We start from the raw sequence: 22,507 nt of genomic DNA, 5'->3' as shown, positions 1-22,507 counted from the left end.
GCAGACTTCAATAAGGGCAAGACATTCAAACTATTCGATGCCTACTTCTCCCAGTATATTAAATTAAGCGGCGACGGAAGGCATTATATGAAACTGTCTGAGAATTCCCAATTAGCTTCCCGGGTGAGTCTCGGCTTGAGTTATTCCTATGGAAACTCGCGATCCCTTCCCTATTTAAAACAATATTATGTCGGTGGGCCAAACAGTATCCGTGCCTTTGGTGCCCGTGCGATAGGTCCGGGAACCGTTGCTCCAGAGAAATTGAGCAATGGGTTATTTTATGCTGATCAAACCGGCGATATCAAATTGGAAATGAATACTGAATATCGTTCTAAACTGGCTGGTTTTGTCCATTGGGCGGCGTTTATTGATGCAGGTAACGTCTGGTTACAACGAGAAGATGTGAACAAACCAGGAGCTAAGTTTAGCAAAAACTTTTTAAATGAACTTGCTGTAGGTGGCGGAGCCGGCTTGCGTTTCGACTTTACCTTCCTAATTATCCGAACAGATTTTTCCATTCCATTCCGTATCCCCTACTTACCTAAAGGGGAACGTTGGGTATTTAAGGATATAGATTTTGGCAGTTCGCAATGGCGCAAAGATAACCTGATGTTCAATCTGGCCATTGGCTATCCGTTCTAGAACTGAGTCATACGATTTGGATGAAATTTGAAATCAGTAAATTCTCATTCGAAAATTCACCTCAAACAAAAAAAACTGTCTTTTAGGACAGTCTTTTTTGTCTTTGGTTCTATAAGCATCCGCATCCATTCGTAAGCAAATAAGAGATTATACCATGATAGTGCCACAAGGGTATCACGATTAGCATAATCCGGATGAGCGCTTCTATTATCTTTTTAAAAACAAGTTATTCCGGTGAAATTGATTGATTTACTGACAATAATTCGTTAAATTCAAGCATTATTTACTAATCCACATAAATGCTCATGAAATATCCATGTCAAAAAACAGTACAAGCATTCGCGAAAATAGACTGGATATTCCATATGGCCATTAAAAAACAAATAATTTACATATGAAAGTAACTATTGTTGGTGCTGGAGCTGTAGGAGCAACTACAGCGGACAATTTAATCCGTCGAAATGTCGCCGAGGAGATTGTGTTATTGGATATCAAGGAAGGATTTGCAGAGGAAAAGCGCAAGATATGGCCCAAACGGCTGCCCTACTGGGTTTTGAATCCAAAATCAAAGGAGTTACCAATGACTATCTGTCTACTGCGGGTTCTACTGTTGCTGTCATCACCTCAGGTATTCCCCGTAAACCGGGAATGACCCGTGAGGAATTGATCGGGACAAATGCAAATATTGTCAAATCAGTTGTAGAGAATTTGGTAAAACACTCTCCGGATATCATTATTGTCATTGTCTCCAATCCAATGGATACGATGACCTACCTCGCGCTCAAGTCAAGCGGTTTGCCTAAAAATAGGATTATCGGAATGGGGGTACTTTGGATTCAGCTCGCTTCAAATATCAATTGAGTGAAAAATTAAATGCGTCGGCCGCAGACCTCAATGCCATTGTCATTGGTGGCCACGGTGATACGACCATGATTCCTCTGATAAAGCACTCCACGTGGAACAGCATTCCGGTCAGTAACTTTCTTACTGCTGAAGAACAGGCGGAGATTGTCCATAAGACCATGGTGGGCGGAGCAACTTTAACGAGCCTGATTGGTACGTCAGCCTGGTATGCTCCAGGTGCTGCTACTGCTGCAGTGGTCGAAAGCATTGTACGTGACCAAGGTAAATTATTTACCGCTTCTGTTTACCTCGAAGGTGAATTTGGCCAGGAGGATATTAATCTTGGTGTTCCGGTTGTTATTAACAAAAAGGCTGGGATCGCATTATTCCATTACAACTGGATGAGGAAGATAAGGAAAAATTCAGCAAAAGTGCTGACGCCGTACGCACCATGAATAATGTATTGAAAGAGATAAAGGTATTGTAATCAACATAAATTAGTGAGAAAAAGGCTGTTATTCTAAATAACGGCCTTTTTTCATGTTGCAAAAAAGATTTTACTTTCATAGGAACATCGGTGCGCTTCAAACTTTTTTTTTTTAATTAAATTTTTAGCTATGTTTGGGAATATGACAACAGTACCTTTTCAAATCTTAGATCTTCAGGGACAAGGAACACATATTCTTGTTGATGTAACGCTTTATGAACGCAGTTTTAAAATGGTCATCGATACGGGAGCATCTAAAACCGTATTTGATAAAACCCAAATGGGACATCTTTTGGAGGATCAATTGCTGTTGGAACCATCGGAAACCTTATCAACAGGTTTGGGCACCAACTCGATGGAAAGCTTCAACATGGAAATTCCCAGTTTGGCAATCGGCACCTGGCACATCAACAAATTGAAGACCGCCGTACTGGACCTAAGTTCGATCAATTATGCCTATCAGCAAATGGATCTGGAGCCTGTGATCGGGGTACTAGGTGGTGATATTTTCGCTGATTATGGTGCCGTTATTGATTATGCGAAAAAGACATTACGCTTGCGGGACCGAAAAATCAAGAGTAAGTAAGCCCGTAAAATATCCCGTACTAGACTGGTAAGCCTCCGGCTTGCTATACCAGAATCTCAATACGCAATACCAACTACTCAATACTACAGTTTAAAAAGCCGCTTATGGATATGCATCCGCAGGTAAGTATAATACAGTAGCGCAATAACGATCCCCAGTCCACCCATCAGGTATAAGGTCGTTCGTAAACCATAATAACTCGCCAGGGAACCGATCATAAGTGTACCTATTGGAAATATCCCTTGAAAGGCCATGACATAATACGAAATAGCCCGCGCCCGGTAGATCGGTATGGCATGTGTCTGAATATAGGTATTGATACTGGAATTCTGCATCATCATAGCAAAGGAAACCAGCATCACATAGACTAAAGCCATCTGTAACATAGTGGAATGCGCTAGGAACAGTAATGCTAGCCCCATCAGTGCAGCCGCTCCCATCACCTGATAGCGGAGATTCGTTCCCGATTTTAGTCGGGCCATGTTAAATGCACCGATCATGGCCCCCAATCCGGCAGCACTTTCAAACCAGGAAAATATACGCTCATCCCCATGAAACATCTCTTTCGCTATCGCGGGCAAAAGTGAGGTATAAGGAATGACGATCAAACTGGAAAAAGTCATGATAATAATCAAGGAGGAAATATGCGGTGAACGTTTGAGGTAGCGAAATCCCTCGACCAGTCCCTCCCAGTTGCTACCTTTACTTAGTTGCACCTTGGTTTCATCCACCTTCATCATCAACAATGTAATGATAACGGGTACAAAGCTGATAAAATTCAATGCAAAACAGACCAATTCACCATAGGTACTGAGTAAGATTCCACCGATGGCGGGTCCCAGCATCCGGGCAGCGTTAAAGATGGTTGAATTGAGCGCAATGGCGTTGGGCAGATCCTTGCGGTCACCGACCAGATACATCATCAAAGATTGTCGACCGAGCACGTCAAAGGAGTTGATGACCCCTTGTATCAGCCCAAGAACCGAGAGCCACAACACAGTCTCCAATTTAAGGTAAACCAGCAATGTCAGCATACCTGCTTGTATCATCAGGCCGATCTGCGTCAATAACACCAGTTTATATTTCTTATGTTTATCAACAAAACTTCCGATAAAAGGGGACAAGACCAAGGAGGGTAATAAGGAAATAAACTGAACGAAACCCAACCAGAAGACCGAACTGGTCAGTTCATAGACCAGCCAGCTGATTGCTATTCGCTGCATCCAAGTCCCCATGAGGGAAATTGCTTGTCCTATTACATGTAAACGGAAGTTTCTATAATGGAGCGATCTAAAATCTGCATATATAAAGATAATACTATAAAAGTATAACAAAAAAGAACGGGAAGAGATTCTATTTTGCAAAAATAATGATGTAATTCATCGAAATAGATGTGTAATACTGGAATATAATCAATAACTTTGCACCTATTATTTTGAACATTAAAATAATCAAATAATTATCATTCAATAACATACACAATGAAATTTTTATTGACACAGCGAACCTAGAGCAAATCAAGGAAGCCCAAGACTTAGGCGTATTAGACGGTGTAACGACCAATCCAAGTTTAATGGCTAAAGAAGGTATCAGCGGTGATGAGAACGTAATCAACCACTACAAAGCAATCTGTGCAATTGTTGACGGCGACGTGAGTGCTGAGGTTATTTCTACAACTTACGAAGAAATGATCAAAGAAGGCGAAGCATTAGCAGCTCTTGACAGCAAGATCGTTGTAAAAGTTCCTATGATCAAAGATGGCGTGAAAGCAATCAAATATTTCAGCAAAAAGGTATTAAAACAAACTGTACATTAGTATTCACTGCTGGTCAAGCTTTATTGGCTGCAAAAGCAGGCGCTACATATGTATCTCCTTTTATTGGCCGTTTGGATGATATCTCTACAGACGGATTGGCATTGATCGAAGATATCCGTTTGATCTACGACAACTACCAATACCCAACACAGATCTTAGCAGCTTCTGTACGCCATAGCGCACACATCTTAGGTTGTGCTAAAATCGGTGCAGATGTAATGACAGGCCCATTATCAGCAATGTTAGCATTGTTGAAACACCCATTGACAGATAGCGGTTTAGCAACATTCTTGGCTGACCACGCTAAAGCTGCGGGTAAATAAAATAGCCTATACCTCGGTATAGGTTTTGAACCGATAAGGGAAGATGACAATAATCTTAACCTTATCGGTTTTCTTATGTGGATAAATTCCGTATTTTTGTAATTGATCTAAGGTTATAACGAATAAATCCATGGAACAATCCAACACTGTATATCCAGAAATTCTGAAACGAAATAGTTTAAAAATCACCCAACCCAGGTTAAAGGTTCTTGAAATTATTTCAACGAAAGATTCGGCTATTTCGCAACCGGAACTGGAGAAATTGTTGGGTAAGGATATCGACCGTGTGACATTGTATCGTGTATTGGCCAGTTTTGAGGAAAAGGGTATTATCCATAAGATCTTTGATCTACACGGAACCGCTACCTATGCCATGTGTTCCACCAACTGTTCCGAACATGACCATCATGACCAACATGTGCATTTCATCTGTCGGGTATGCAACTCGGTCTATTGTCTGGACGAAATTACATTGCCAAAAGTGTCTATCCCCGATGGATTTAGCTTGGAGGCGATTGCCATTAACGCGCTTGGCGTATGTAATCATTGTAAAAATAAATCACAACCTACAGCTTCAAAACAATTTTCCGCTTGATCTGTCTATAATTTGGAAATCGGATTCACTCCGATTGGCTCGGCTATTGTACGGGTGAATGCTGATTTTTTTGTACCTTGTATCAACACCGTAATCATCATACAGATGAATGATTGCGCATAGCGTTGGTTTATTGTACCTACGGGATAATAACCGCTATTCGACACACTAGCGATCATACAAATGACTTGGTTGCTAATACAAATGAGTAAATAATAAAACGAATGAAGACAAGAAAAGATAATCCCTATAAAGAGGTATTAACCCAACTGATCATCGATATTTTCGAAAAATCAGGAAACAAGCCCCTCAACTATAAGCAAGTTTCTTCCAAATTGAATCTGACGGACAACGATTCCAAAGTTGCTATTGCTGATATTTTGCAGGAAAATGTACGAAGCGGACTTTTTGTGGAAGTAGAGCGCGGAAAATTTAACCTGAAACAAATTAAAGTATATGTCACCGGAAAAGTGGATATGACAGCCGATGGTTCCGCCTATATTATCCCTGAGGATGAATTTGAAAACGATATTTATATTGCGCCGCGTAAACTAAGACAAGCCCTGCATGGCGACATTGTCAAAGTACACACTTTTGAGAAAAGAAAAGGTGGCCGCAAAAAGAAGGTGAAGTTATTGAAATCCTACAGCGGGCCAAAACCGACTTTACGGGAACAATCAGCATTTCAAACAATTTCGCATTTTTATCGCCGATGATCGCAAGATGTTGCACGATATCTTTATTCCTTTGGACAACTTGAATGGTGCCAAGGACAAAGAGAAAGTTGTGGTTTCGATTATTGACTGGCCAAGTGGCAGTAAGAATCCGGTAGGAACGGTCAAACATGTTCTGGGTGTCAAAGGCGAAAACAACACCGAGATGAATGCGATCTTGGCAGACTACGGCTTCCCATTGGAATTCCCGAAGAAGGTAGAAGACGAAGCCAATAAAATCACGGATAAGATCAGCAAGGAAGAGATTGCCAAAAGACGTGATTTCAGAGGGGTCACCACATTTACAATTGACCCTGCAGATGCCAAAGATTTTGACGATGCCATATCTTTCCAAAAGCTGGAGAATGGCAATTACGAGATCGGTGTACATATTGCCGATGTATCGCATTTTGTGATTCCGGATACCGAGTTGGATAAAGAAGCTTTTAACCGTGCGACATCGGTCTACTTGGTTGACCGTGTTATTCCAATGCTTCCGGAACGTTTGTCCAATGGCGTATGTTCATTACGCCCACATGAAGACAAACTTTGTTTTTCGGCAGTATTCGAAATGGACGAAAAAGCTACTATTCATGAGCAATGGTTTGGCCGCACGATTATCCATTCGGACAGGCGGTTTAGTTATGAGGAGGCACAGGAAGTTATCGAGACGAAATCCGGTGATTTCAGCCATGAGATCTTAAAATTGAACGAGCTCGCTTATATCCTTCGTGAACGTAAGTTTAAAAATGGAGCAATTTCCTTTGAAAGTGAGGAGGTTAAATTCACTTTGGATGAGAATGGCAAACCTACAGGTGTATATACCAAAGTACGTAAAGATGCCCACAAATTGATCGAAGACTTTATGTTGTTGGCCAACCGTAAAGTGGCTGAGTATATCGGTAAACAAGGCCGTGGTAAAAACAAATTAACGTTTGTATACCGATACCACGATGTTCCGAACCCAGAGACGTTGACTACATTTTCGCAATTTGCGGCACGTTTTGGCCACAAGTTAACCATTAAAACAGACAAGGAAACAGCGAAATCCCTCAATGCGATAATGACGAAGATCGAAGGTAGCAAGGAACAAAATATGCTGACCTCCCTGGCGGTGCGTTCAATGGCCAAGGCAATCTATACAACGAAGAAAACAAGCCATTATGGATTGGCATTTGACTATTATACCCATTTCACCTCCCTATCCGTCGATATCCGGATGTGATGGTGCACCGTCTTTTGCAGTTCTACCTGGATGGTGGTACAAAGGTCAATGCCGAGCACTACGAGAAAATGTCGGAGCACTCTTCACAAATGGAGAAAAAGGCAGCTGAAGCGGAACGCGCATCCATCAAATACAAACAAGCGGAATACCTGCAAGATCAGATCGGTACAGAATATACGGGTATCGTATCGGGTGTGACCGAATGGGGTATGTATGTGGAGATTGAGGAGAACAAGTGTGAGGGTATGGTACGCTTACGTGATATCACGGATGATTTCTACGTACTGGATGAGAAGAACTATGCGATTATTGGCCAACGGAAGAAAAAGAAATTCCAACTGGGTGATGAGGTTCAGATCCGTGTGAAGAAAGTAGATCTAGATAAACGGCAGATTGATTTTACGTTGTTGTCGTAATACAATCTAGTTAGACATAAAAAAACCGTATTAGCGTTACTGATACGGTTTTTTTATGTGTTGTACTGAAGAAACTTATTGTTTGGTTCCTTCGAAAGTAAAAAATACATCACCGACTTTTGTTTCTTTCCCCTGACAAAGAAGTGTTTTATTTTTCACATCAAATAAAAATGATCCTTCTGGAGAAACACCAGATGTCTGAATTGATACGTCCATATTATTGATAACCTTGAACTCTTTTGTAGGTATTTTAAGTGCTTTGTCCCCAATCTCAACTTTCAATGTATTGTCAGATACTTTTGTAACAGTCAAAGTTTTATCAAACATTGGTCCATTGGTATTTGATAGATCTATACTACCCTTATAAGTTCCTACAGCTGCATCAATGCTTCCACCTGTTTGGATAGGCTCATCTTTATCCTTTGAACATCCCACGAAAGCGAACGCTACCAGCGCCAATACCACTGCATACATTAATTTCATTTTCATAATTTGAATACTTTAATTTGTTTTTACTAAAAATTATCTCTTCGTTTTTAACAAATGTCTTGCCAAAAGAACGCAACAACATGCAGAATAGACAATATACTCAGAAACCAGTAGATAGTCCATTTCAAGAATTCGCATCCTACCCATAGCTACCGAACAATAATAGAGCGACTTAACTGAATTTCTCGTTATGTTCCTTTTTTATTGCGCACCAATTAAAAAAATCCGCGGGCAAATCTGGTTAAGGACGAAGCAAAAAAATAAATAAGCTTGCTGTTGAATTAATCTTCATACAGAATAGCAACAAAGCCCCTATTGGGAGATCAGCAGGTCGATGTGGTCAGCGCTCCCGCTGTGTCAGTCAATTACCGGAGCAAAATATCGCTTCTCTCACCTGCCTAAGAGGCTTAGTGGGGTGGCGAAGCGCGTTCGACAGGTGAGTAAATGAAAACACACCCGGCTATGTCATCTAAACCCTGGACAAAACAGATAAACAGGTGACTAAATCCTTCCGACAGCCGACAAGTTCATCCAGTTGTTGCTGAAAAGAACTAAGACGGGGGTCGATTCAATTATGACAGGTGGGTACATGAACATTCCACCCGACTAAATCAATCTAGACCAAGGAGAATATACAGCAGCAGGAGCGCGAACTTGTCAACCCACGCGACGACATGGCTTCGCTTCAGGGAAAAGAGAGCTTCTATTTCAAAAAAATAATCTAAATTTTATATACTAACTATTTAATATTCAAAACGAAATCAGTATCTTTGCGAACTTAAAATAATTTAGGTATCAAATTTATAAACAAAAACAGGTAAATGCCTACTATTCAACAATTAGTTAGAAAAGGTAGAGTAGCTCTGGTTGATAAGAGTAAGTCACCAGCGTTGGACTCATGTCCACAGCGAAGAGGTGTATGTACACGTGTATATACTACTACCCCTAAAAACCAAACTCAGCAATGCGTAAAGTAGCTCGTGTACGTTTAACAAACGGTAAAGAGGTCAACGCTTACATCCCTGGAGAAGGTCACAACTTACAAGAGCACTCGATCGTATTGATCCGTGGTGGTCGTGTTAAGGATTTACCAGGTGTGCGTTACCACATCATCCGTGGTGCATTAGATACTTCAGGTGTAGCAGGTCGTAACCAACGTCGTTCTAAATACGGAACTAAGCGTCCTAAACCAGGACAAGCAGCTGCAGCTCCAACAAAAGGTAAAAAGAAATAATTAAACGGAGGAAAGAAAAATGAGAAAATCAAAACCGAAAAAGAGAATCATTTTACCTGATCCAAAGTTTAACGACGTTCAGGTAACACGTTTCGTAAACAATATGATGGTAGATGGTAAAAAATCTATCGCTTATTCTATTTTTTACGATGCAGTAGAATTAGTAGAACAAAAACACAAGAAAGCGGTTTAGAAGCTTGGAAAAAGCTTTGAACAACGTTATGCCTGCTGTTGAAGTTAAATCACGTCGTGTAGGTGGTGCTAACTTCCAAGTTCCTATGGAAGTTCGTCCAGACCGTAAAATCGCTTTGGGTATGAAATGGTTAATTTCATACGCTCGCAAACGTGGTGAAAAAACAATGTTTGAAAAATTAGCAGGAGAAATCATTCAGCTTCTAAAGGTGAAGGTGCTGCTGTTAAGAAGAAAGAAGATACGCACAAAATGGCGGAAGCTAACAAAGCGTTCTCACACTTCAGATTCTAATTTTGAAGACATTCAAAAAAATATGATTACACCGACCTCCGATAAACGAACAATCTTTTATCAAGGTCGGTGTACTTATTTAACATTACATTTAAACACATAAGGCCGATAAGGCCAGCTGCTTAAAAATATTATGGCAAGAGATTTAAAATTCACTAGAAATATCGGTATCGCTGCTCACATCGATGCTGGTAAAACTACAACAACTGAGCGTATCCTTTACTACTCAGGTGTAAACCATAAAATTGGTGAAGTTCACGAAGGTGCTTCAACAATGGACTGGATGGAGCAAGAGGCTGAGCGTGGTATTACAATTACTTCTGCTGCTACTACAGTTTTCTGGCAATACCGTGGTAGTAAATACCAAGTAAACGTAATCGATACTCCTGGACACGTGGATTTCACGGTTGAGGTAAACCGTTCATTACGTGTATTAGACGGATTAGTATTCTTATTCTCTGCGGTTGATGGTGTTGAGCCTCAATCTGAGACGAACTGGAGATTGGCAGATAACTATAAAGTTCCACGTATCGGTTTCGTTAATAAAATGGACCGTTCAGGAGCTGACTTCTTGAAAGTTGTTGGTCAAGTAAAATCAATGTTAGGTTCTGACGCTGTCGCTTTACAATTACCTATCGGCGCTGAAGATACTTTCAAAGGTGTTGTTGATTTAATTAACAACCGTGGTATCGTATGGAATGAGCATGATAAAGGGATGACTTTTACAGAAGTTCCTATTCCTGACGATATGTTGGACGAGGTTGCTGAATACCGTGAGAAATTATTAGAAGCAGTAGCTGGTTATGATGAGACTTTGATGGAGAAATTCTTCGAAGATCCAAATTCATTGACTGAGCGCGAAATCTTAGATGCTTTACGTAAAGCAGTATTAGATAATGCGATCGTTCCTATGGTATGTGGTTCATCTTTCAAAAACAAAGGTGTTCAAACCATGTTGGATCTAGTAATGGAATTATTGCCTTCACCTCTTGATGTAGAGGCTGTAAAGGTACTAACCCTGACACTGGCGAAGAAATCGAGCGTAAACCATCTGTTAACGAGCCTTTCGCAGCTTTAGGTTTCAAAATTGCGACTGACCCATTCGTAGGTCGTTTGTGTTTCATCCGTGCTTACTCTGGTAAGTTAGATGCTGGTTCTTATGTATTGAACACGCGTTCAGGTAACAAAGAGCGTATCTCTCGTATCTTCCAAATGCACGCGAACAAACAAAACCCTATCCCTTTCATCGAAGCTGGTGATATCGGTGCGGTGGTAGGTTTCAAAGACATCAAAACTGGTGATACACTTTGTGACGAAAAAGCCCCTATCGTATTAGAGTCTATGACTTTCCCTGAACCGGTAATCGGTTTAGCGATTGAGCCTAAAACTCAAGCTGACGTAATAGATTAGGTATTGGTCTTGGTAAATTAGCTGAAGAAGATCCTACATTCGTTGTTAAAACTGATGAAGAAACTGGTCAAACAGTTATCTCTGGTATGGGTGAGCTTCACTTAGAGATCTTGATCGACCGTTTGAAACGTGAATTCAAAGTTGAGGTTAACCAAGGTGCTCCTCAAGTATCATACAAAGAGTCTATCAACGGTACTACTGAGCACCGTGAGGTATTCAAAAACAATCAGGTGGTCGTGGTAAATTCGCGGATATCAAAGTTGTTATCTCTCCAGCGGACGAAGATTTCGATTTAACTAAATCACCTCTTCAATTCGTAAATGAAATCGTTGGTGGTAAAATCCCTAAAGAATTTATCCCTTCTGTTCAAAAAGGATTTGAAACTTCAATGAAAAATGGTGTATTAGCAGGATTCCCATTATCAGGAATGAAAGTTCGTTTGATTGATGGTTCATTCCACGCTGTCGATTCAGATTCATTGTCTTTCGAATTAGCTGCTCGTCAAGCATACCGTGAAGGATTGCCTAAATGTTCTCCAGTGTTAATGGAACCAATTATGAAAATAGAGGTTTTAACACCAGAAGAAAACATGGGTGATGTAATGGGTGACTTAAACCGTCGTCGTGGTCAAATGCAAGGTTTGGATTCACGTAACGGTGCACAAGTAATCAAAGCATTGGTTCCACTTTCTGAAATGTTCGGTTACGTAACTCAATTACGTACAATCACTTCAGGTCGTGCAACATCTACAATGGAATTTGATCACTTCGAAGAAGCTCCTCGTAACGTTGCTGAAGAAGTAATCGCAAAATCAAAAGGTAAAATCAAAGGTTCTGTTGAATAATAGAACCCAAAAATAAAGGAACAAAGGTTGAAGGATATTATCTTTTATCTTTGTTCCTTAAATCAAAAATACACACCGATTGCTAGTTGTGAATAGCTCTAATTAGCAATCATTTTAAATAAATAAAAATGAGCCAAAGAATCAGAATTAAATTGAAATCTTACGATTACAATTTGGTTGACAAGTCAGCTGAAAAAATCGTAAAAACAGTAAAACCTACAGGTGCAGTTGTTAGTGGTCCTATTCCATTGCCTACTGAGAAAAAAAAAAAATCTACACGGTATTACGTTCACCACACGTTAACAAAAAGCACGTGAGCAATTCCAATTGTGTGCTTACAAAAGATTGTTGGATATCTATTCATCAAACGCTAAAACTGTTGACGCATTGATGAAACTTGAATTACCTTCAGGTGTTGAAGTAGAAATCAAAGTGTGATAGATTTCAGTCACTGAAAACAAAAAGGGCCTTTCGTAAGAAAAGCCCTTTTTCGTTTATTATACCTTTGCTTAGAACTGGTAACCAACACCTACTGAGAATACGCGGTTTTTTGAAGTTACTCCATCAATATCTTTCAGCATATTTGTTAAACCTAATCCATAACCACCATTGATCAGAAATCCATTTGTCAACTTAAATCCCGCAAGAAAATTCAGTCCAGCATCAAAAGCCTTCAAACCCGCGTCGCTAAAACTGCCGCTTTCACTTAAATTTCCTGAGTAGATTTAGCATGAATACCTATTGCTGCATATGGACCTGCTCCGAAGAATACCTTCCCAGCCTCTCCCGTAGGAACATAATAAACAAAATTTACAGGAACTTCAATATACATCAAATTATCTTTTGTACTCACCTCTGTAAAATCACCTGCAGGTGCTTTTCCCCCTTTTCCCTGTAAGGAAATACCGGGTTGTACACTAAAGTTCATTGCTACGGGAACATCTGCATATCCTGTCACATAAAAAAAAGTTGCAGCATCTGACGTATAACTTGTATTCCCTCCGCTTACTTGAAATTTAGCGAAGTTAGCCCCAGCTTTTAAACCATAAGAAGTCTGTGCTTTGGCTCCAGCAATAAAACACAATGCTGCAACGATTGATAGTAATTTTCTTTTCATAAAAAAACAAATTAAATATAGAACGAAAATAGCATATAATTTACTGAAATACAACTAAAAAGCTGATATATTTCTATAACATTTTTTTAGAATTACAAAAATTGATGTATCTATAATTCAACATAAGGAAGTTGTTCAATTCGTATAACTGATCACTAAAACAGTAAAAGCCACATCTTATCTTGTGGCTTTTATAATTAATATTTTTGATATCGATCTAATTGCAATAAATCGTCAACAAAATCCATTACCTGTCATCCATACAGTACCCTTCTTGTTATTAATCAACCCAAGATGATAAATGGAAAGGTAATTCAACAGCCTGTTTTACCATGCGGTCCTCATCGAATATATCCATGATGATCAACCCACTATAATAAGGCTTACCATACCGATTATCAGACATTTTTGGATATTAACTAACTTTCCTCTTGTCTGAAAACGCTTCCAATTTCTGTCAATCGGCCCATAGGATTCTGAGAGCATATAAGGTCCAATATATTCCCAATATCGTACATTAAACATTTTATTTTCTTCATCAAATGCAATCTCTTGGCCCACCAATTTTGATATATCGCGATCTAGTCTCAAGCTCAGAAACTGACCAGCGTTGGAATAAACATTGTATGCAAACTCTTTATACTTATCTGGTCCCCAGTAGTATTCACAGAATTATTGGACGTTCCGGGAATAGCGAAAAAGTTGAAAGCCGGGTTAACTGTCATCACATCAAATATCAATGCCTCACATGGGACGTATTGAATTGAGTTAAGTTCTACTTTACCAGCCAATATACGTTCACTATCGGGTTTATTATTTTTGAAAACTTTCCCATCAAAGGAAAAGGACAAACGGCCTCCCTTTTTATCATATTTAAAATCTGAGATCTTAAAAGATTTCTCCGTTTGGAGATGCGGCGCAAAATAATTACCATCATCCGGCGAGTTTTGTTTCAAATACTGCACCTTGGCCAGTGCACCATTCTGAAGTAAAGTCAACCTCAACTCAGCGTAATCACCGTTGTCTTCCTTTACTGCGGTAATTAGATTAATCTGTCCACAATTATCCAAATTGTAATCGTAAGTCACCTTTCCTCTAACAGCATGATTGTTGTCCGAAAACAAAATACTCGCTTTGGAATCAGCACCACTTTCTTCCGACTTTTTACAACCAGCGACAAGAAACAAGAAAAAAACAGAAAATACAAGTAGAGATCTATTCATCATATCATCATAATTTTCACAAAAAGAATTAATTATTCACACAAAATACATTAATTCTTGTAAAATAACAAAAAATCAATACATTGTAAACAAAAATTTAACATTCGAATAGATAATGGGCCTTTAATGAATTCATCATCACGATGGGACTCGCATATGATCCCTTTGGCAAAAATTTAAGGGGAACTTAAATACAAAACACCTCACACCTGAACATAATCATAGCGCTCTCTTTTCAAATAGAAATACTATCTTGGAAGATCATTCCTTCGCTTCATTTTCAATAAACTTCTTCTCGATAGGATTTAAAGAATCGAATAGATCTTTGTAGACCTCATCTTTACTGTTCTCCTCCCCTAATAAAAATCCCCAAGGCTTAAGCTCTTTGATACGGTCCATGACGATCTTAACAATTGCCAAAATAGGAATAGCTAAAAACATACCCGAAATACCCCAAACCATCTCACCGATAATAATAGATAGCATGGCAAATAGTGAATTGACCTTGACCTTTGATCCCACAATTTTGGGGACGATAAAGTTACTATCAATCATATGTACAATAATCAAAGCTAAGATCACCAGTACAACATGGGTAAATGATGATGTAGCGAAGGTAAGAATAGCGATAATAAGCATTGACGAGAAAATACCCACATAAGGTAGTACGTTGAACACCCCGTAATTAAAGCCAGCAAGAGGCTATACTTGACACCGATCAGGATAATGTAACAAAGACCAAAAGGGAAACCAAACTCATCTGGATTAACAGGCCAATTAGGTATTTTTGACTACATATTGAATCTGATTAACCACATCCAACACAATCGGACGATCGTCGACACGGTTGGCAAACAGCAGGAATTTAACAATATGCCCTCTATAGATCAACAAAAAGAATGTATACAGGAATGTGAAGACAAACAGGATAAAAATAGAAGACAAGGACATGATAAATGTACCGAGAAACAGTGTTCCTGAATCAACAGATTTGGAAGCTGTTTTATTGATAAAGTCGATCTGATCTTTGTGCTGTATACCAAACTGCTGGCTAACCCAAGTCTGCAACTTATCCACGCCATCCATAATCTGATGTTTAAAAGCAGGAAAGTCCTCTTTGAGCAGCGTCAGCTGCGAGGCCAGCAAAAACAGGCCATAACCCAGAACACCAAAAACAGAATCACGCTCAGTATTCCGGCCAATGTTCGGGGAAAACGCAACTTCTTCTCCATAAAATTGCTCAACGGAATCAATAGCAAAGCAAATAGGAGCCCTAAGATCATAGGGATAAGTATCGTATCACCGATCTTCGCCAAATAGCCTAAAAGAAGGATACTAATTAATACGCAGGCTAATTTAACATAGAATGGTAAAGAGAGAAATCTTTTCATGCAGTATACTTTTGAATAAAAATAACAAATTTGGCGCACATAATTTTAACCCAATAAAAAGTCCCTACAAATGCAGGGACTTTCTCCTCATAATAAGTTTAAGTACTTATATTTCTTATAGTCCGAAACCGATACCGATCGACCAAACTCGGTTTTTGGTTGTAAAATTAGAATTCGGAGCAAGATTTGTCAATCCTAAACCATAACCAGCATTAATCTGAAAACCATTGGTTAATTGATAACCTGCCAGGAAGTTTACACCAAAATCAGTACGTTTTAATTCATCTCCATCTCCGCTACCAAATTTTACATCTTCCTCAGTCTTAAGACCAGAATCACCTAAATTACCTTCAAACTTGTTTTTTCCACTAAGAGCGAACCCTACATAAGGACCTGCACCAATAAAGAAATTACCTGAGCCGCCTGTAGGCAACTTAGCAACTAAATTCACGGGAATATCCAAAGACATAATACTCTGTTTTACAGCAATACTATTGTTATTGTTAGTTTCAGACCATTTACCTCCTTTATTTTGCAAAGACAATCCCGGTTGAATAGAGAAATATGGTGACACAGGTGCGTCTAAATAACCTGTTACAAAAAAACCTGTATTCGATTCAGAACTTCCATTTTCCATTGAATATTTAGGAATATTTACACCCGCACGTAGTCCGTATCCCAATCCACCTTGTGCAAAAGCTCCTAATGAACCAAATAAAATTGCCGCAGATAATAATAGTTTTTTCATGTTTCCTAATTTAATTTACTTTGTTCTTTTTATCATTTCCTCCCATATATTTCTTGTATGAGATTTCTGACAGTCTCATTTGCAATATCTATTCCAAAATCCATAAACTATTCATATCCACTTCAAAACAAAAGAAAAAACTCACGCCAGATTTTTTTGAATGTCCTCTAAAAGATACAGTAGGTCGAATAAACTTCAACTTTTTCAACTTCCCCACTTACGATAGACAAGTTGATCATAAATCTAAAATGACACCTGTATTAAAAACTACCAGCTTGGTTTTCAGAATAATGCTCAAAAACAGAAAAGTTTTATCACAAAGATTTCTTAATTCCAATTATAAGTTTTATTTTTGCAGACCTTCAAAGGAAAAAAATAGGGTCGGATGGCCGAGTGGCTAGGCTGAGGTCTGCAAAACCTCCTACAGCGGTTCGAATCCGCTTCCGACCTCGTTTTATTTAAACAATAAAAATATTATCAAAATGGGAGTTACACGTTTAAAAAGAAAAGATAGAAGAAATAAAACTGTTTCACGTGTTGAAGTTCAGTTCTTGAAATTAGGAACTAACGTTGAGTTAGGTTCTAGATCAAAAATGAAAGCTGACAACCAAATCGTTAAAAACGATGCTATCTTAAATCAATTAGCTAAGTAAGCAAAAAGAAATTAGCAGCCTTTAAAGTTATACTTTAAAGGCTTTTTAATAAGTCTACCATTTGGTGGACTTTTTCTTTGAGCTCATCCACTGCGCCTCATCCATTCCCTTGACCTGATCCTGCGAAAACTGCATCTTTGAAGGTTGGCTTTCTTTTGCTGAACTGTGTATAGCAACAGCCCCAGTCTCCGCCAATATCGTCCGAATATTCGAAGCATCCACCCCAGCGCCTGGCATAATGACAATACGCCCATTTGCCTGCTCGATCAATTGTTGTAGTAAAGGCGCTCCCGATAAAGCTGAATCTCTCAAACCCGAAGTCAGTATACGATCGATACCCAAAGCAATAACATCTTCCAATGCAACAAAAGGATCTTCCACACGATCAAAAGCACGGTGAAATGTCACATGCATCGGACGCGCAGCATCAACCAAACGCTTCGTATTGATCTTATCCACGGTACCATCTGCATTCAATACACCTATGACAACGCCATCCATGCCCAGTTCCTTACACAGTTCGATATCGGCGATCATTTCCAAGACTTCTTCTTCTGTATATAGAAAGTCTCCTCCACGTGGCCGAATCAGTACGTGAATACCAATATGCACAAGTTCACGCACCAACTTCAATTGACCATATGAAGGTGTAGTTCCCCCATTCTCCAAGTTTTGACAAAATTCAATACGTGTTGCTCCTCCTTTTTCAGCTTCAATCGCCGAAGCGACTGAATTGGAACATATTTCTAATTGATAATTTCCGATTGCTTTCTCCTTCATTCAATTCAATTTTTAATCTGTTTTTATCCTTTGCGAATAACGCAAAAAAAGCAAATTACCTATTTTTCCACCATTGAGAAAGTAAAGCTATTCTTTCTTGAATAAGCTTTAAATGGCATCAAATTTTCACAAAAACAGTTGTCCTCTAACTTAGATTGTGAAGCATTCCACAGATCGCCAGCGCATTATTATTCATCATTAGGAAAACATTTCTCCAAACTATTTGTATATACCTTACATGCTTTTATTTAAAACATTAATAACCAGCACTATATAAACTTTAAGTAAAATATCATGGCTATTATATCAAGAAATATGGAGACACAGGAACGGATCATCAGTACTTTTGAGGAGCTCCAGCCCGCTATAGATGGTCTAAAAAGCCAGATTGTTGAATTCGAAATGTTGTTTAACCAAGCATGTAATCGGCATATCGCATCTGATTTCAAAAAGAATGGTTATTGGATCGTATTTCCTCCCGTCATGCAATGATTATGATCCGACACGACAGCCTGCAACTTATCCAGGAAACTGTCTCAGCCTACCGCGATTATGATGGGCTCTTTCTGGATCACCAACAGTTACTTCACAGCATCGAACTATTGATGCTTAATCACGCCGAAGAGGAAGAATATGAAATTGCGGCCATTATAAAAAAATGGCATGAAAAATTTGCACATGCCGTCTATTTCACCCCTGACTTCAGCTATTAAGTCATTGTTTTGTTTTACATTTGCGGCACTGTAAAATATATTGAATCATGCGCAAACCACCCGCTATAGTTGATCTACATGCCGATGCTTTCCTTGAAGATTGGGAAGACTATTCAGCTGACGAACTTATGATAGAATCCATTGATTTCTTAAGATCCAACTTAGACGCAGCCATTTATTGGGAAATGAACGAAATCAAGTTTATCCACGGAAAGGGAAAAGGCACCTTAAAGAAAATGATCTTTAAGGAATTGCAGGAATATAAAGAAAGTGGTTCAATAGACCGGTATTATACTTCTTACCAGAATGAGGACATTGTCGTTGTCATCATTGGAGTTTAAAAAGAGACCACCTCAACGGCAGTCTCTTTAATAAATCTTATGATTACTTAATTGCGGGTGTAACCACGACCTTACGGAACTCAACAGGTCCGTGGTCTCCTTGGAAATACAAAGGTCCTGGTTCGGCTTCCCTACTATCCAACGCACCACCGGTAATCCCCGGAATCTCTTGGTTGCTGATCACTGTTTTGCCATTGGCTACAACCGTCACCAGACGTCCGACTAGTGTGATATCAAATGTCTGCCATTCGCCTGCCCCTTTATTCATCATCTCATTTGCTGCGAGGAAACCGTATACACCAGCAAAAAGCACGGCATTCGGATGCGCATCTTTCGGGCTATCCTCAATCTGTACCTCATAGCGTCCTCTCAGATAGACCCCGCTATTGCTTCCCGCAGGGATCTTAAACTCAACATGCAATTTAAAATCTTCAAATTTTTGTTCCGAAACAAGATTAGAACCCGATTGCGGACTCGTCAGGATCCCATTTTTCACAACCCATTGGTTTGTTTTACCCGTAGCTTTCCAACCCGAAAGATCCTTTCCATTAAAAAGCTGAATTGGTTTCCCCATTTAACGACAGCCGTTCTTTTTAACTCAGGCGCACGTACACCTTTAAAGCGATGTGTTTTTCCATCAGGCTCTGTTATCGTGCCCTGCAATGTTCCATTTTGGATCTCTCCTCTACACTCAAATTCATCTTTCCGCCCTCCCATTGTGGTGGTATCGCAAATTTAAATTTTCCATTTTCATAAAAAACCTGTGAAACAGGTCTTGCACTCCCGAAGTACTCACATAGTGGCCTACTAACGTCTTGTAACCTGACAATTTCACTTCAAGCCAGGAAGGCGCAGGGGTGCCATTGACATCAACCTCGATATCCCATCGCCCGATCAGCTCTTTTCCTTCAACTTCTTGGTCTTGAACAATTGACTCCTTTATAGAATCTTTAGCGAAAGTTGCTTGCGGTAGCGCAGCGGATGCCAAAAGCCCTAAAAGAAATGCCGCTTTTCTTTTCATATTGTTTATGTTTATATTCTAATTGACAATAAATTTCCAGCAATTTAACTGTTTCGGCTCTGGTATCCAAGGGATATCGTGTTAAAAAACGCTAAGAGTTCGCGTCCATTTGACCATATCAATGACAAAATATGTACGATTTGAATTATTACGAGCAACAATCATCTTCCAATTGATACAGACCGGTCCAGGTTACCATTAAGTTTCAAACTTATCCCTCAGCCTTTAAAGTAATCTGTTGTTTTTTTGCATAGGCACTTGGGGACATTTGTGTAATTTTCTTAAAATTCCGGTTAAAACTTGTTTTCGAGTTGAAACCGCACTCAAAGGCCAACGATAGGATCGTGTACTGCCTACTCTCGGGTCGGACCAATAGCTCCTTGAAGGCTTCCACCCGATAGTTATTGACAAAGTCATAAAACGATTTTTCCTCTTTAGAATTGATAACCTGTGACAGGATAACAGGGTGTACATCCAGTATTTTGGCTAAATCTCCCAAAGTTAGTTGAGGATCCTGATAACATTTCTGTTCATTCATGATGGTATTCAGTTTCGTATGGATGTGTGAAGCCTCGGATTCTTCCAGTCTCGTTTTTTCGTATTTCACCTTTTCGACAAGTTCTGGAGTAACATCGCCCTGCAGTATTTTTCCGGCAGTTTCCAATTCATTCAAAGGAGTACCTCATGCGTTGGTCGTGTATGAGAAAAAATACCGACTTGCTGAATGCCAAAATACCCGAAGAAGAAAATAAATAATGTGATCACCACAAAAATACAGCTGGGTTAGGGTCAAATATAACGACAATCCAGATCGCTCCCATACCGGAAATCAGATAACGCATCCAGTTCAGGGTAATTTTCTCAGTATTGGAAAACTGACCTATAATATTTTGTCTATGCTTGCGCAAAAGAAGAAAGGATAAGATGATATAGGTCACTCCTGAAATCATAAAACCTGCGACAAGAACCATGATTAAAGTATCATATTCACGGGCGAAGTAATATTTTTCTTTATATTCCACAATCGCAACAGGCAATACAAAAGCCAATATCATTGTGACGGTCACAGCTGGAACAAAATGCAAAAGATAAAGCCATTTATGCCGCTGTTGACCACTTACAAACAAAATATACAAATACAAAAAGGGCCGTGCAAAAGGGAATGGCATCTCCCATCCAAACAATGCGGGCATTTTTTGATTTGCCGCGAACCATACAAACCAATTAAAATCAAGTCAAAAAAAGCAAAGAAAAGCCAAACGCTTAAAATTTTATCCGCAGTATTTTTTTGATTTACTGATCAGCAGAATAAAAAGAAAGGCCGTCATAAAAATTCCGCCGATATAAATAATATGCCAAATCGAGGTCATAGCAAGCTAGTTAGGATAAAATTAAGATGATGCAGCTGTTTTTGCTCTACAGCTACATTCGTAGATATTATTGTTTGACAAATATTAGCGATAAGCAATATACTTTCTTTTCTATTGTTTACCAAATTGAAATAGACCTTCAGGCGCATCGAACCAATAGCGGATTTAGCGTAAAGGGTATTCTTATTTTACGGGTCTGAAATACGCCTTTTCTAATTGGAACCTTCTGATTTTTACATTGTAAAAAATTCGACCTGACCAGATACCCATTAGAGAGAAAGTGTCAATATTCTGGTTCGGAAGATTCTCAAAAAAATTTAGTCGCTATGATCCACATCAAGACGACAAAAATAAATTAAAGCCAATCATCCCCAATTTTCATTGCGGATGATTTCGCTTTAAGTCAATGTTTATTAGAAAATACTTTATGCTATTTAAGGAATTGATATCTCGCTTGCCCGATAACACTCACACTATTGGAGCTTGAAGTCTTATCTTCAACTAGCTTATTATCAATAAAGATCTTTGTTGTCACATTTGTATTCTGATTATTCACAACGGAAATTGAACCTACCAGAGCAACAATTTCTGCGAACTCTACTTTTTCTTCACCTCTTTGGAAAAGGGTAGTGCCGCATTTTCTAAACTTGTATCTTCACCGGTTTCATTCGTGTAGCTCACACGAGCTTTATTGTTTGTTGTGGAGCTCACTTCATACCTGATCGTTACATTTTTGGGAAAGCCTTTACGCGGATCATCTCCGCCCCCATTATCATCTTTACCACAACCGGTAAAAAGGGTAGATGTAAAAGGATCATTAACAGACCTAGAAATGTAGTTTTCAAATTTGCTATTTTCATTCTATTTTGATTTATGTGATTTTATAGTAGCGCTTTGCTATAGACAAAACTGCGTAAACCTTTTACTTAGGTCGCCCCGTCTTATAAGACGGTACTTTTTATTCCATCATCTAATCCAGATAAATCGGATTCTTCTTAGCTATATCAGCTGACATCCTATCCAGACCTACTAAAAACAATGAT

General features: G+C 39.1%; 22 protein-coding genes, 1 tRNA gene and 7 pseudogenes. 15 read left to right on the top strand and 15 right to left on the bottom strand.

Annotated elements, in window-relative coordinates; translation table 11 throughout:
• Positions 1 to 87 precede the first annotated feature (87 nt).
• The 3 genes and pseudogenes from KUH03_RS26835 (at position 88) to KUH03_RS26825 (ending at position 2,558) form a co-directional block, all read left to right on the top strand.
• Positions 88 to 642, top strand: coding sequence for an outer membrane protein assembly factor (locus KUH03_RS26835; RefSeq protein ID WP_257087548.1), 555 nt, complete (start codon positions 88 to 90; stop codon positions 640 to 642).
• Between the two features lie 394 nt (positions 643 to 1,036).
• Positions 1,037 to 1,972: pseudogene (locus KUH03_RS26830) on the top strand (malate dehydrogenase).
• Positions 1,973 to 2,102: 130 nt separating this feature from the next.
• Positions 2,103 to 2,558: an aspartyl protease family protein gene (locus KUH03_RS26825; protein WP_244211865.1), complete on the top strand. Its 456-nt coding sequence runs from the start codon at positions 2,103 to 2,105 to the stop codon at positions 2,556 to 2,558.
• Between the two features lie 83 nt (positions 2,559 to 2,641).
• Here the strand turns inward: KUH03_RS26825 and KUH03_RS26820 are convergent, their stop codons facing one another.
• Positions 2,642 to 3,892: an MFS transporter gene (locus tag KUH03_RS26820; protein WP_257097339.1), complete on the bottom strand. Its 1,251-nt coding sequence runs from the start codon at positions 3,890 to 3,892 to the stop codon at positions 2,642 to 2,644.
• Between the two features lie 140 nt (positions 3,893 to 4,032).
• Between KUH03_RS26820 and fsa the strand changes: the two are divergent.
• Positions 4,033 to 4,697: pseudogene (fsa, locus tag KUH03_RS46795) on the top strand (fructose-6-phosphate aldolase).
• A gap of 130 nt (positions 4,698 to 4,827) precedes the next feature.
• The gene (locus tag KUH03_RS26805) at positions 4,828 to 5,292 is read left to right on the top strand and encodes a Fur family transcriptional regulator (RefSeq protein WP_257087546.1); all 465 of its coding nucleotides are present in this window, start codon (positions 4,828 to 4,830) and stop codon (positions 5,290 to 5,292) included.
• 5 nt (positions 5,293 to 5,297) lie between these two features.
• Here the strand turns inward: KUH03_RS26805 and KUH03_RS26800 are convergent, their stop codons facing one another.
• Positions 5,298 to 5,471: a hypothetical protein gene (locus KUH03_RS26800; RefSeq protein WP_257087545.1), complete on the bottom strand. Its 174-nt coding sequence runs from the start codon at positions 5,469 to 5,471 to the stop codon at positions 5,298 to 5,300.
• 45 nt (positions 5,472 to 5,516) lie between these two features.
• Between KUH03_RS26800 and rnr the strand changes: the two are divergent.
• Positions 5,517 to 7,646: pseudogene (gene rnr, locus KUH03_RS26795) on the top strand (ribonuclease R).
• Positions 7,647 to 7,721: 75 nt separating this feature from the next.
• On the opposite strand, the gene KUH03_RS26790 reads toward rnr, so the two are convergent.
• Complete coding sequence (locus KUH03_RS26790) at positions 7,722 to 8,135, bottom strand: hypothetical protein (RefSeq protein WP_257087544.1); 414 nt, start codon at positions 8,133 to 8,135, stop codon at positions 7,722 to 7,724.
• An 821-nt stretch (positions 8,136 to 8,956) separates the two neighbouring features.
• Between KUH03_RS26790 and rpsL the strand changes: the two are divergent.
• The 4 pseudogenes from rpsL to rpsJ all read left to right on the top strand — a co-directional run bounded on the left by rpsL (position 8,957) and on the right by rpsJ (position 12,545).
• A pseudogene (gene rpsL, locus KUH03_RS26785) lies at positions 8,957 to 9,369 on the top strand (30S ribosomal protein S12).
• 19 nt (positions 9,370 to 9,388) lie between these two features.
• Positions 9,389 to 9,956 (top strand): annotated as a pseudogene (rpsG, locus tag KUH03_RS26780) (30S ribosomal protein S7).
• A 30-nt stretch (positions 9,957 to 9,986) separates the two neighbouring features.
• Positions 9,987 to 12,107, top strand: a pseudogene (gene fusA / locus KUH03_RS26775) (elongation factor G).
• Between the two features lie 128 nt (positions 12,108 to 12,235).
• A pseudogene (rpsJ, locus tag KUH03_RS26770) lies at positions 12,236 to 12,545 on the top strand (30S ribosomal protein S10).
• Between the two features lie 71 nt (positions 12,546 to 12,616).
• Here the strand turns inward: rpsJ and KUH03_RS26765 are convergent.
• The 6 genes from KUH03_RS26765 to KUH03_RS26740 form a co-directional block, all read right to left on the bottom strand.
• Positions 12,617 to 12,784 (bottom strand): hypothetical protein, encoded by a 168-nt coding sequence (locus KUH03_RS26765; protein WP_257087543.1) that lies wholly within the window; start codon positions 12,782 to 12,784, stop codon positions 12,617 to 12,619.
• Between the two features lie 29 nt (positions 12,785 to 12,813).
• Positions 12,814 to 13,224 (bottom strand): PorT family protein, encoded by a 411-nt coding sequence (locus KUH03_RS26760; protein ID WP_257087542.1) that lies wholly within the window; start codon positions 13,222 to 13,224, stop codon positions 12,814 to 12,816.
• Between the two features lie 593 nt (positions 13,225 to 13,817).
• On the bottom strand, positions 13,818 to 14,450 hold the full coding sequence (locus KUH03_RS26755) for a hypothetical protein (protein WP_257087541.1): 633 nt from the start codon (positions 14,448 to 14,450) through the stop codon (positions 13,818 to 13,820).
• Between the two features lie 258 nt (positions 14,451 to 14,708).
• Positions 14,709 to 15,125, bottom strand: coding sequence for an AI-2E family transporter (locus KUH03_RS26750; RefSeq protein WP_257087540.1), 417 nt, complete (start codon positions 15,123 to 15,125; stop codon positions 14,709 to 14,711).
• Between the two features lie 99 nt (positions 15,126 to 15,224).
• A complete protein-coding gene (locus tag KUH03_RS26745) occupies positions 15,225 to 15,593 on the bottom strand; it encodes an AI-2E family transporter (protein WP_257087539.1) in 369 nt (122 codons plus the stop codon).
• 360 nt (positions 15,594 to 15,953) lie between these two features.
• A complete protein-coding gene (locus tag KUH03_RS26740; RefSeq protein ID WP_120262148.1) occupies positions 15,954 to 16,586 on the bottom strand; it encodes a porin family protein in 633 nt (210 codons plus the stop codon).
• A gap of 379 nt (positions 16,587 to 16,965) precedes the next feature.
• Here KUH03_RS26740 and KUH03_RS26735 point away from each other — a divergent pair.
• Both KUH03_RS26735 and KUH03_RS26730 read left to right on the top strand, forming a co-directional pair.
• Positions 16,966 to 17,036, top strand: a tRNA-Cys gene (locus KUH03_RS26735).
• 32 nt (positions 17,037 to 17,068) lie between these two features.
• Positions 17,069 to 17,239 (top strand): spore protein, encoded by a 171-nt coding sequence (locus KUH03_RS26730; RefSeq protein WP_120262149.1) that lies wholly within the window; start codon positions 17,069 to 17,071, stop codon positions 17,237 to 17,239.
• Between the two features lie 54 nt (positions 17,240 to 17,293).
• Here the strand turns inward: KUH03_RS26730 and KUH03_RS26725 are convergent, their stop codons facing one another.
• Positions 17,294 to 18,019: a copper homeostasis protein CutC gene (locus KUH03_RS26725; protein ID WP_257087538.1), complete on the bottom strand. Its 726-nt coding sequence runs from the start codon at positions 18,017 to 18,019 to the stop codon at positions 17,294 to 17,296.
• Between the two features lie 294 nt (positions 18,020 to 18,313).
• On the opposite strand from KUH03_RS26725, the gene KUH03_RS26720 reads away from it, so the two are divergent.
• From KUH03_RS26720 to KUH03_RS26710, 3 genes are read left to right on the top strand one after another with little or no spacing between them, the layout of a single operon-like run.
• Positions 18,314 to 18,511 carry a hypothetical protein gene (locus tag KUH03_RS26720; protein WP_257087537.1) on the top strand — a complete coding sequence of 66 codons (198 nt, stop codon included), beginning with the start codon at positions 18,314 to 18,316 and terminating at the stop codon, positions 18,509 to 18,511.
• A gap of 2 nt (positions 18,512 to 18,513) precedes the next feature.
• Complete coding sequence (locus KUH03_RS26715) at positions 18,514 to 18,732, top strand: hypothetical protein (protein WP_257087536.1); 219 nt, start codon at positions 18,514 to 18,516, stop codon at positions 18,730 to 18,732.
• 47 nt (positions 18,733 to 18,779) lie between these two features.
• Complete coding sequence (locus tag KUH03_RS26710) at positions 18,780 to 19,073, top strand: hypothetical protein (protein ID WP_257087535.1); 294 nt, start codon at positions 18,780 to 18,782, stop codon at positions 19,071 to 19,073.
• A gap of 43 nt (positions 19,074 to 19,116) precedes the next feature.
• Here the strand turns inward: KUH03_RS26710 and KUH03_RS26705 are convergent, their stop codons facing one another.
• The 5 genes from KUH03_RS26705 to KUH03_RS26685 all read right to left on the bottom strand — a co-directional run bounded on the left by KUH03_RS26705 (position 19,117) and on the right by KUH03_RS26685 (position 21,287).
• A complete protein-coding gene (locus KUH03_RS26705; RefSeq protein ID WP_257087534.1) occupies positions 19,117 to 19,647 on the bottom strand; it encodes a DUF1080 domain-containing protein in 531 nt (176 codons plus the stop codon).
• A complete protein-coding gene (locus KUH03_RS26700) occupies positions 19,566 to 19,790 on the bottom strand; it encodes a hypothetical protein (protein WP_257098062.1) in 225 nt (74 codons plus the stop codon). Before KUH03_RS26700 ends, KUH03_RS26705 begins: the two co-directional genes overlap by 82 nt.
• Positions 19,771 to 20,094 (bottom strand): hypothetical protein, encoded by a 324-nt coding sequence (locus KUH03_RS26695; RefSeq protein ID WP_257087533.1) that lies wholly within the window; start codon positions 20,092 to 20,094, stop codon positions 19,771 to 19,773. The genes KUH03_RS26700 and KUH03_RS26695 overlap by 20 nt, the downstream gene beginning before the upstream one ends.
• Before the next feature lie 211 nt (positions 20,095 to 20,305).
• Positions 20,306 to 20,767: an AraC family transcriptional regulator gene (locus tag KUH03_RS26690; RefSeq protein WP_257087532.1), complete on the bottom strand. Its 462-nt coding sequence runs from the start codon at positions 20,765 to 20,767 to the stop codon at positions 20,306 to 20,308.
• 88 nt (positions 20,768 to 20,855) lie between these two features.
• Positions 20,856 to 21,287, bottom strand: coding sequence for a hypothetical protein (locus tag KUH03_RS26685; RefSeq protein WP_257087531.1), 432 nt, complete (start codon positions 21,285 to 21,287; stop codon positions 20,856 to 20,858).
• Between the last annotated feature and the right edge of the window lie 1,220 nt (positions 21,288 to 22,507).

It is taken from the genome of Sphingobacterium sp. E70 (genome assembly GCF_019285695.1).
Lineage (GTDB): Bacteria > Bacteroidota > Bacteroidia > Sphingobacteriales > Sphingobacteriaceae > Sphingobacterium > Sphingobacterium detergens.
The sequence above is the reverse complement of the archived record's forward strand: the minus strand, read 5'-3'. Positions and strand labels throughout refer to the sequence as shown.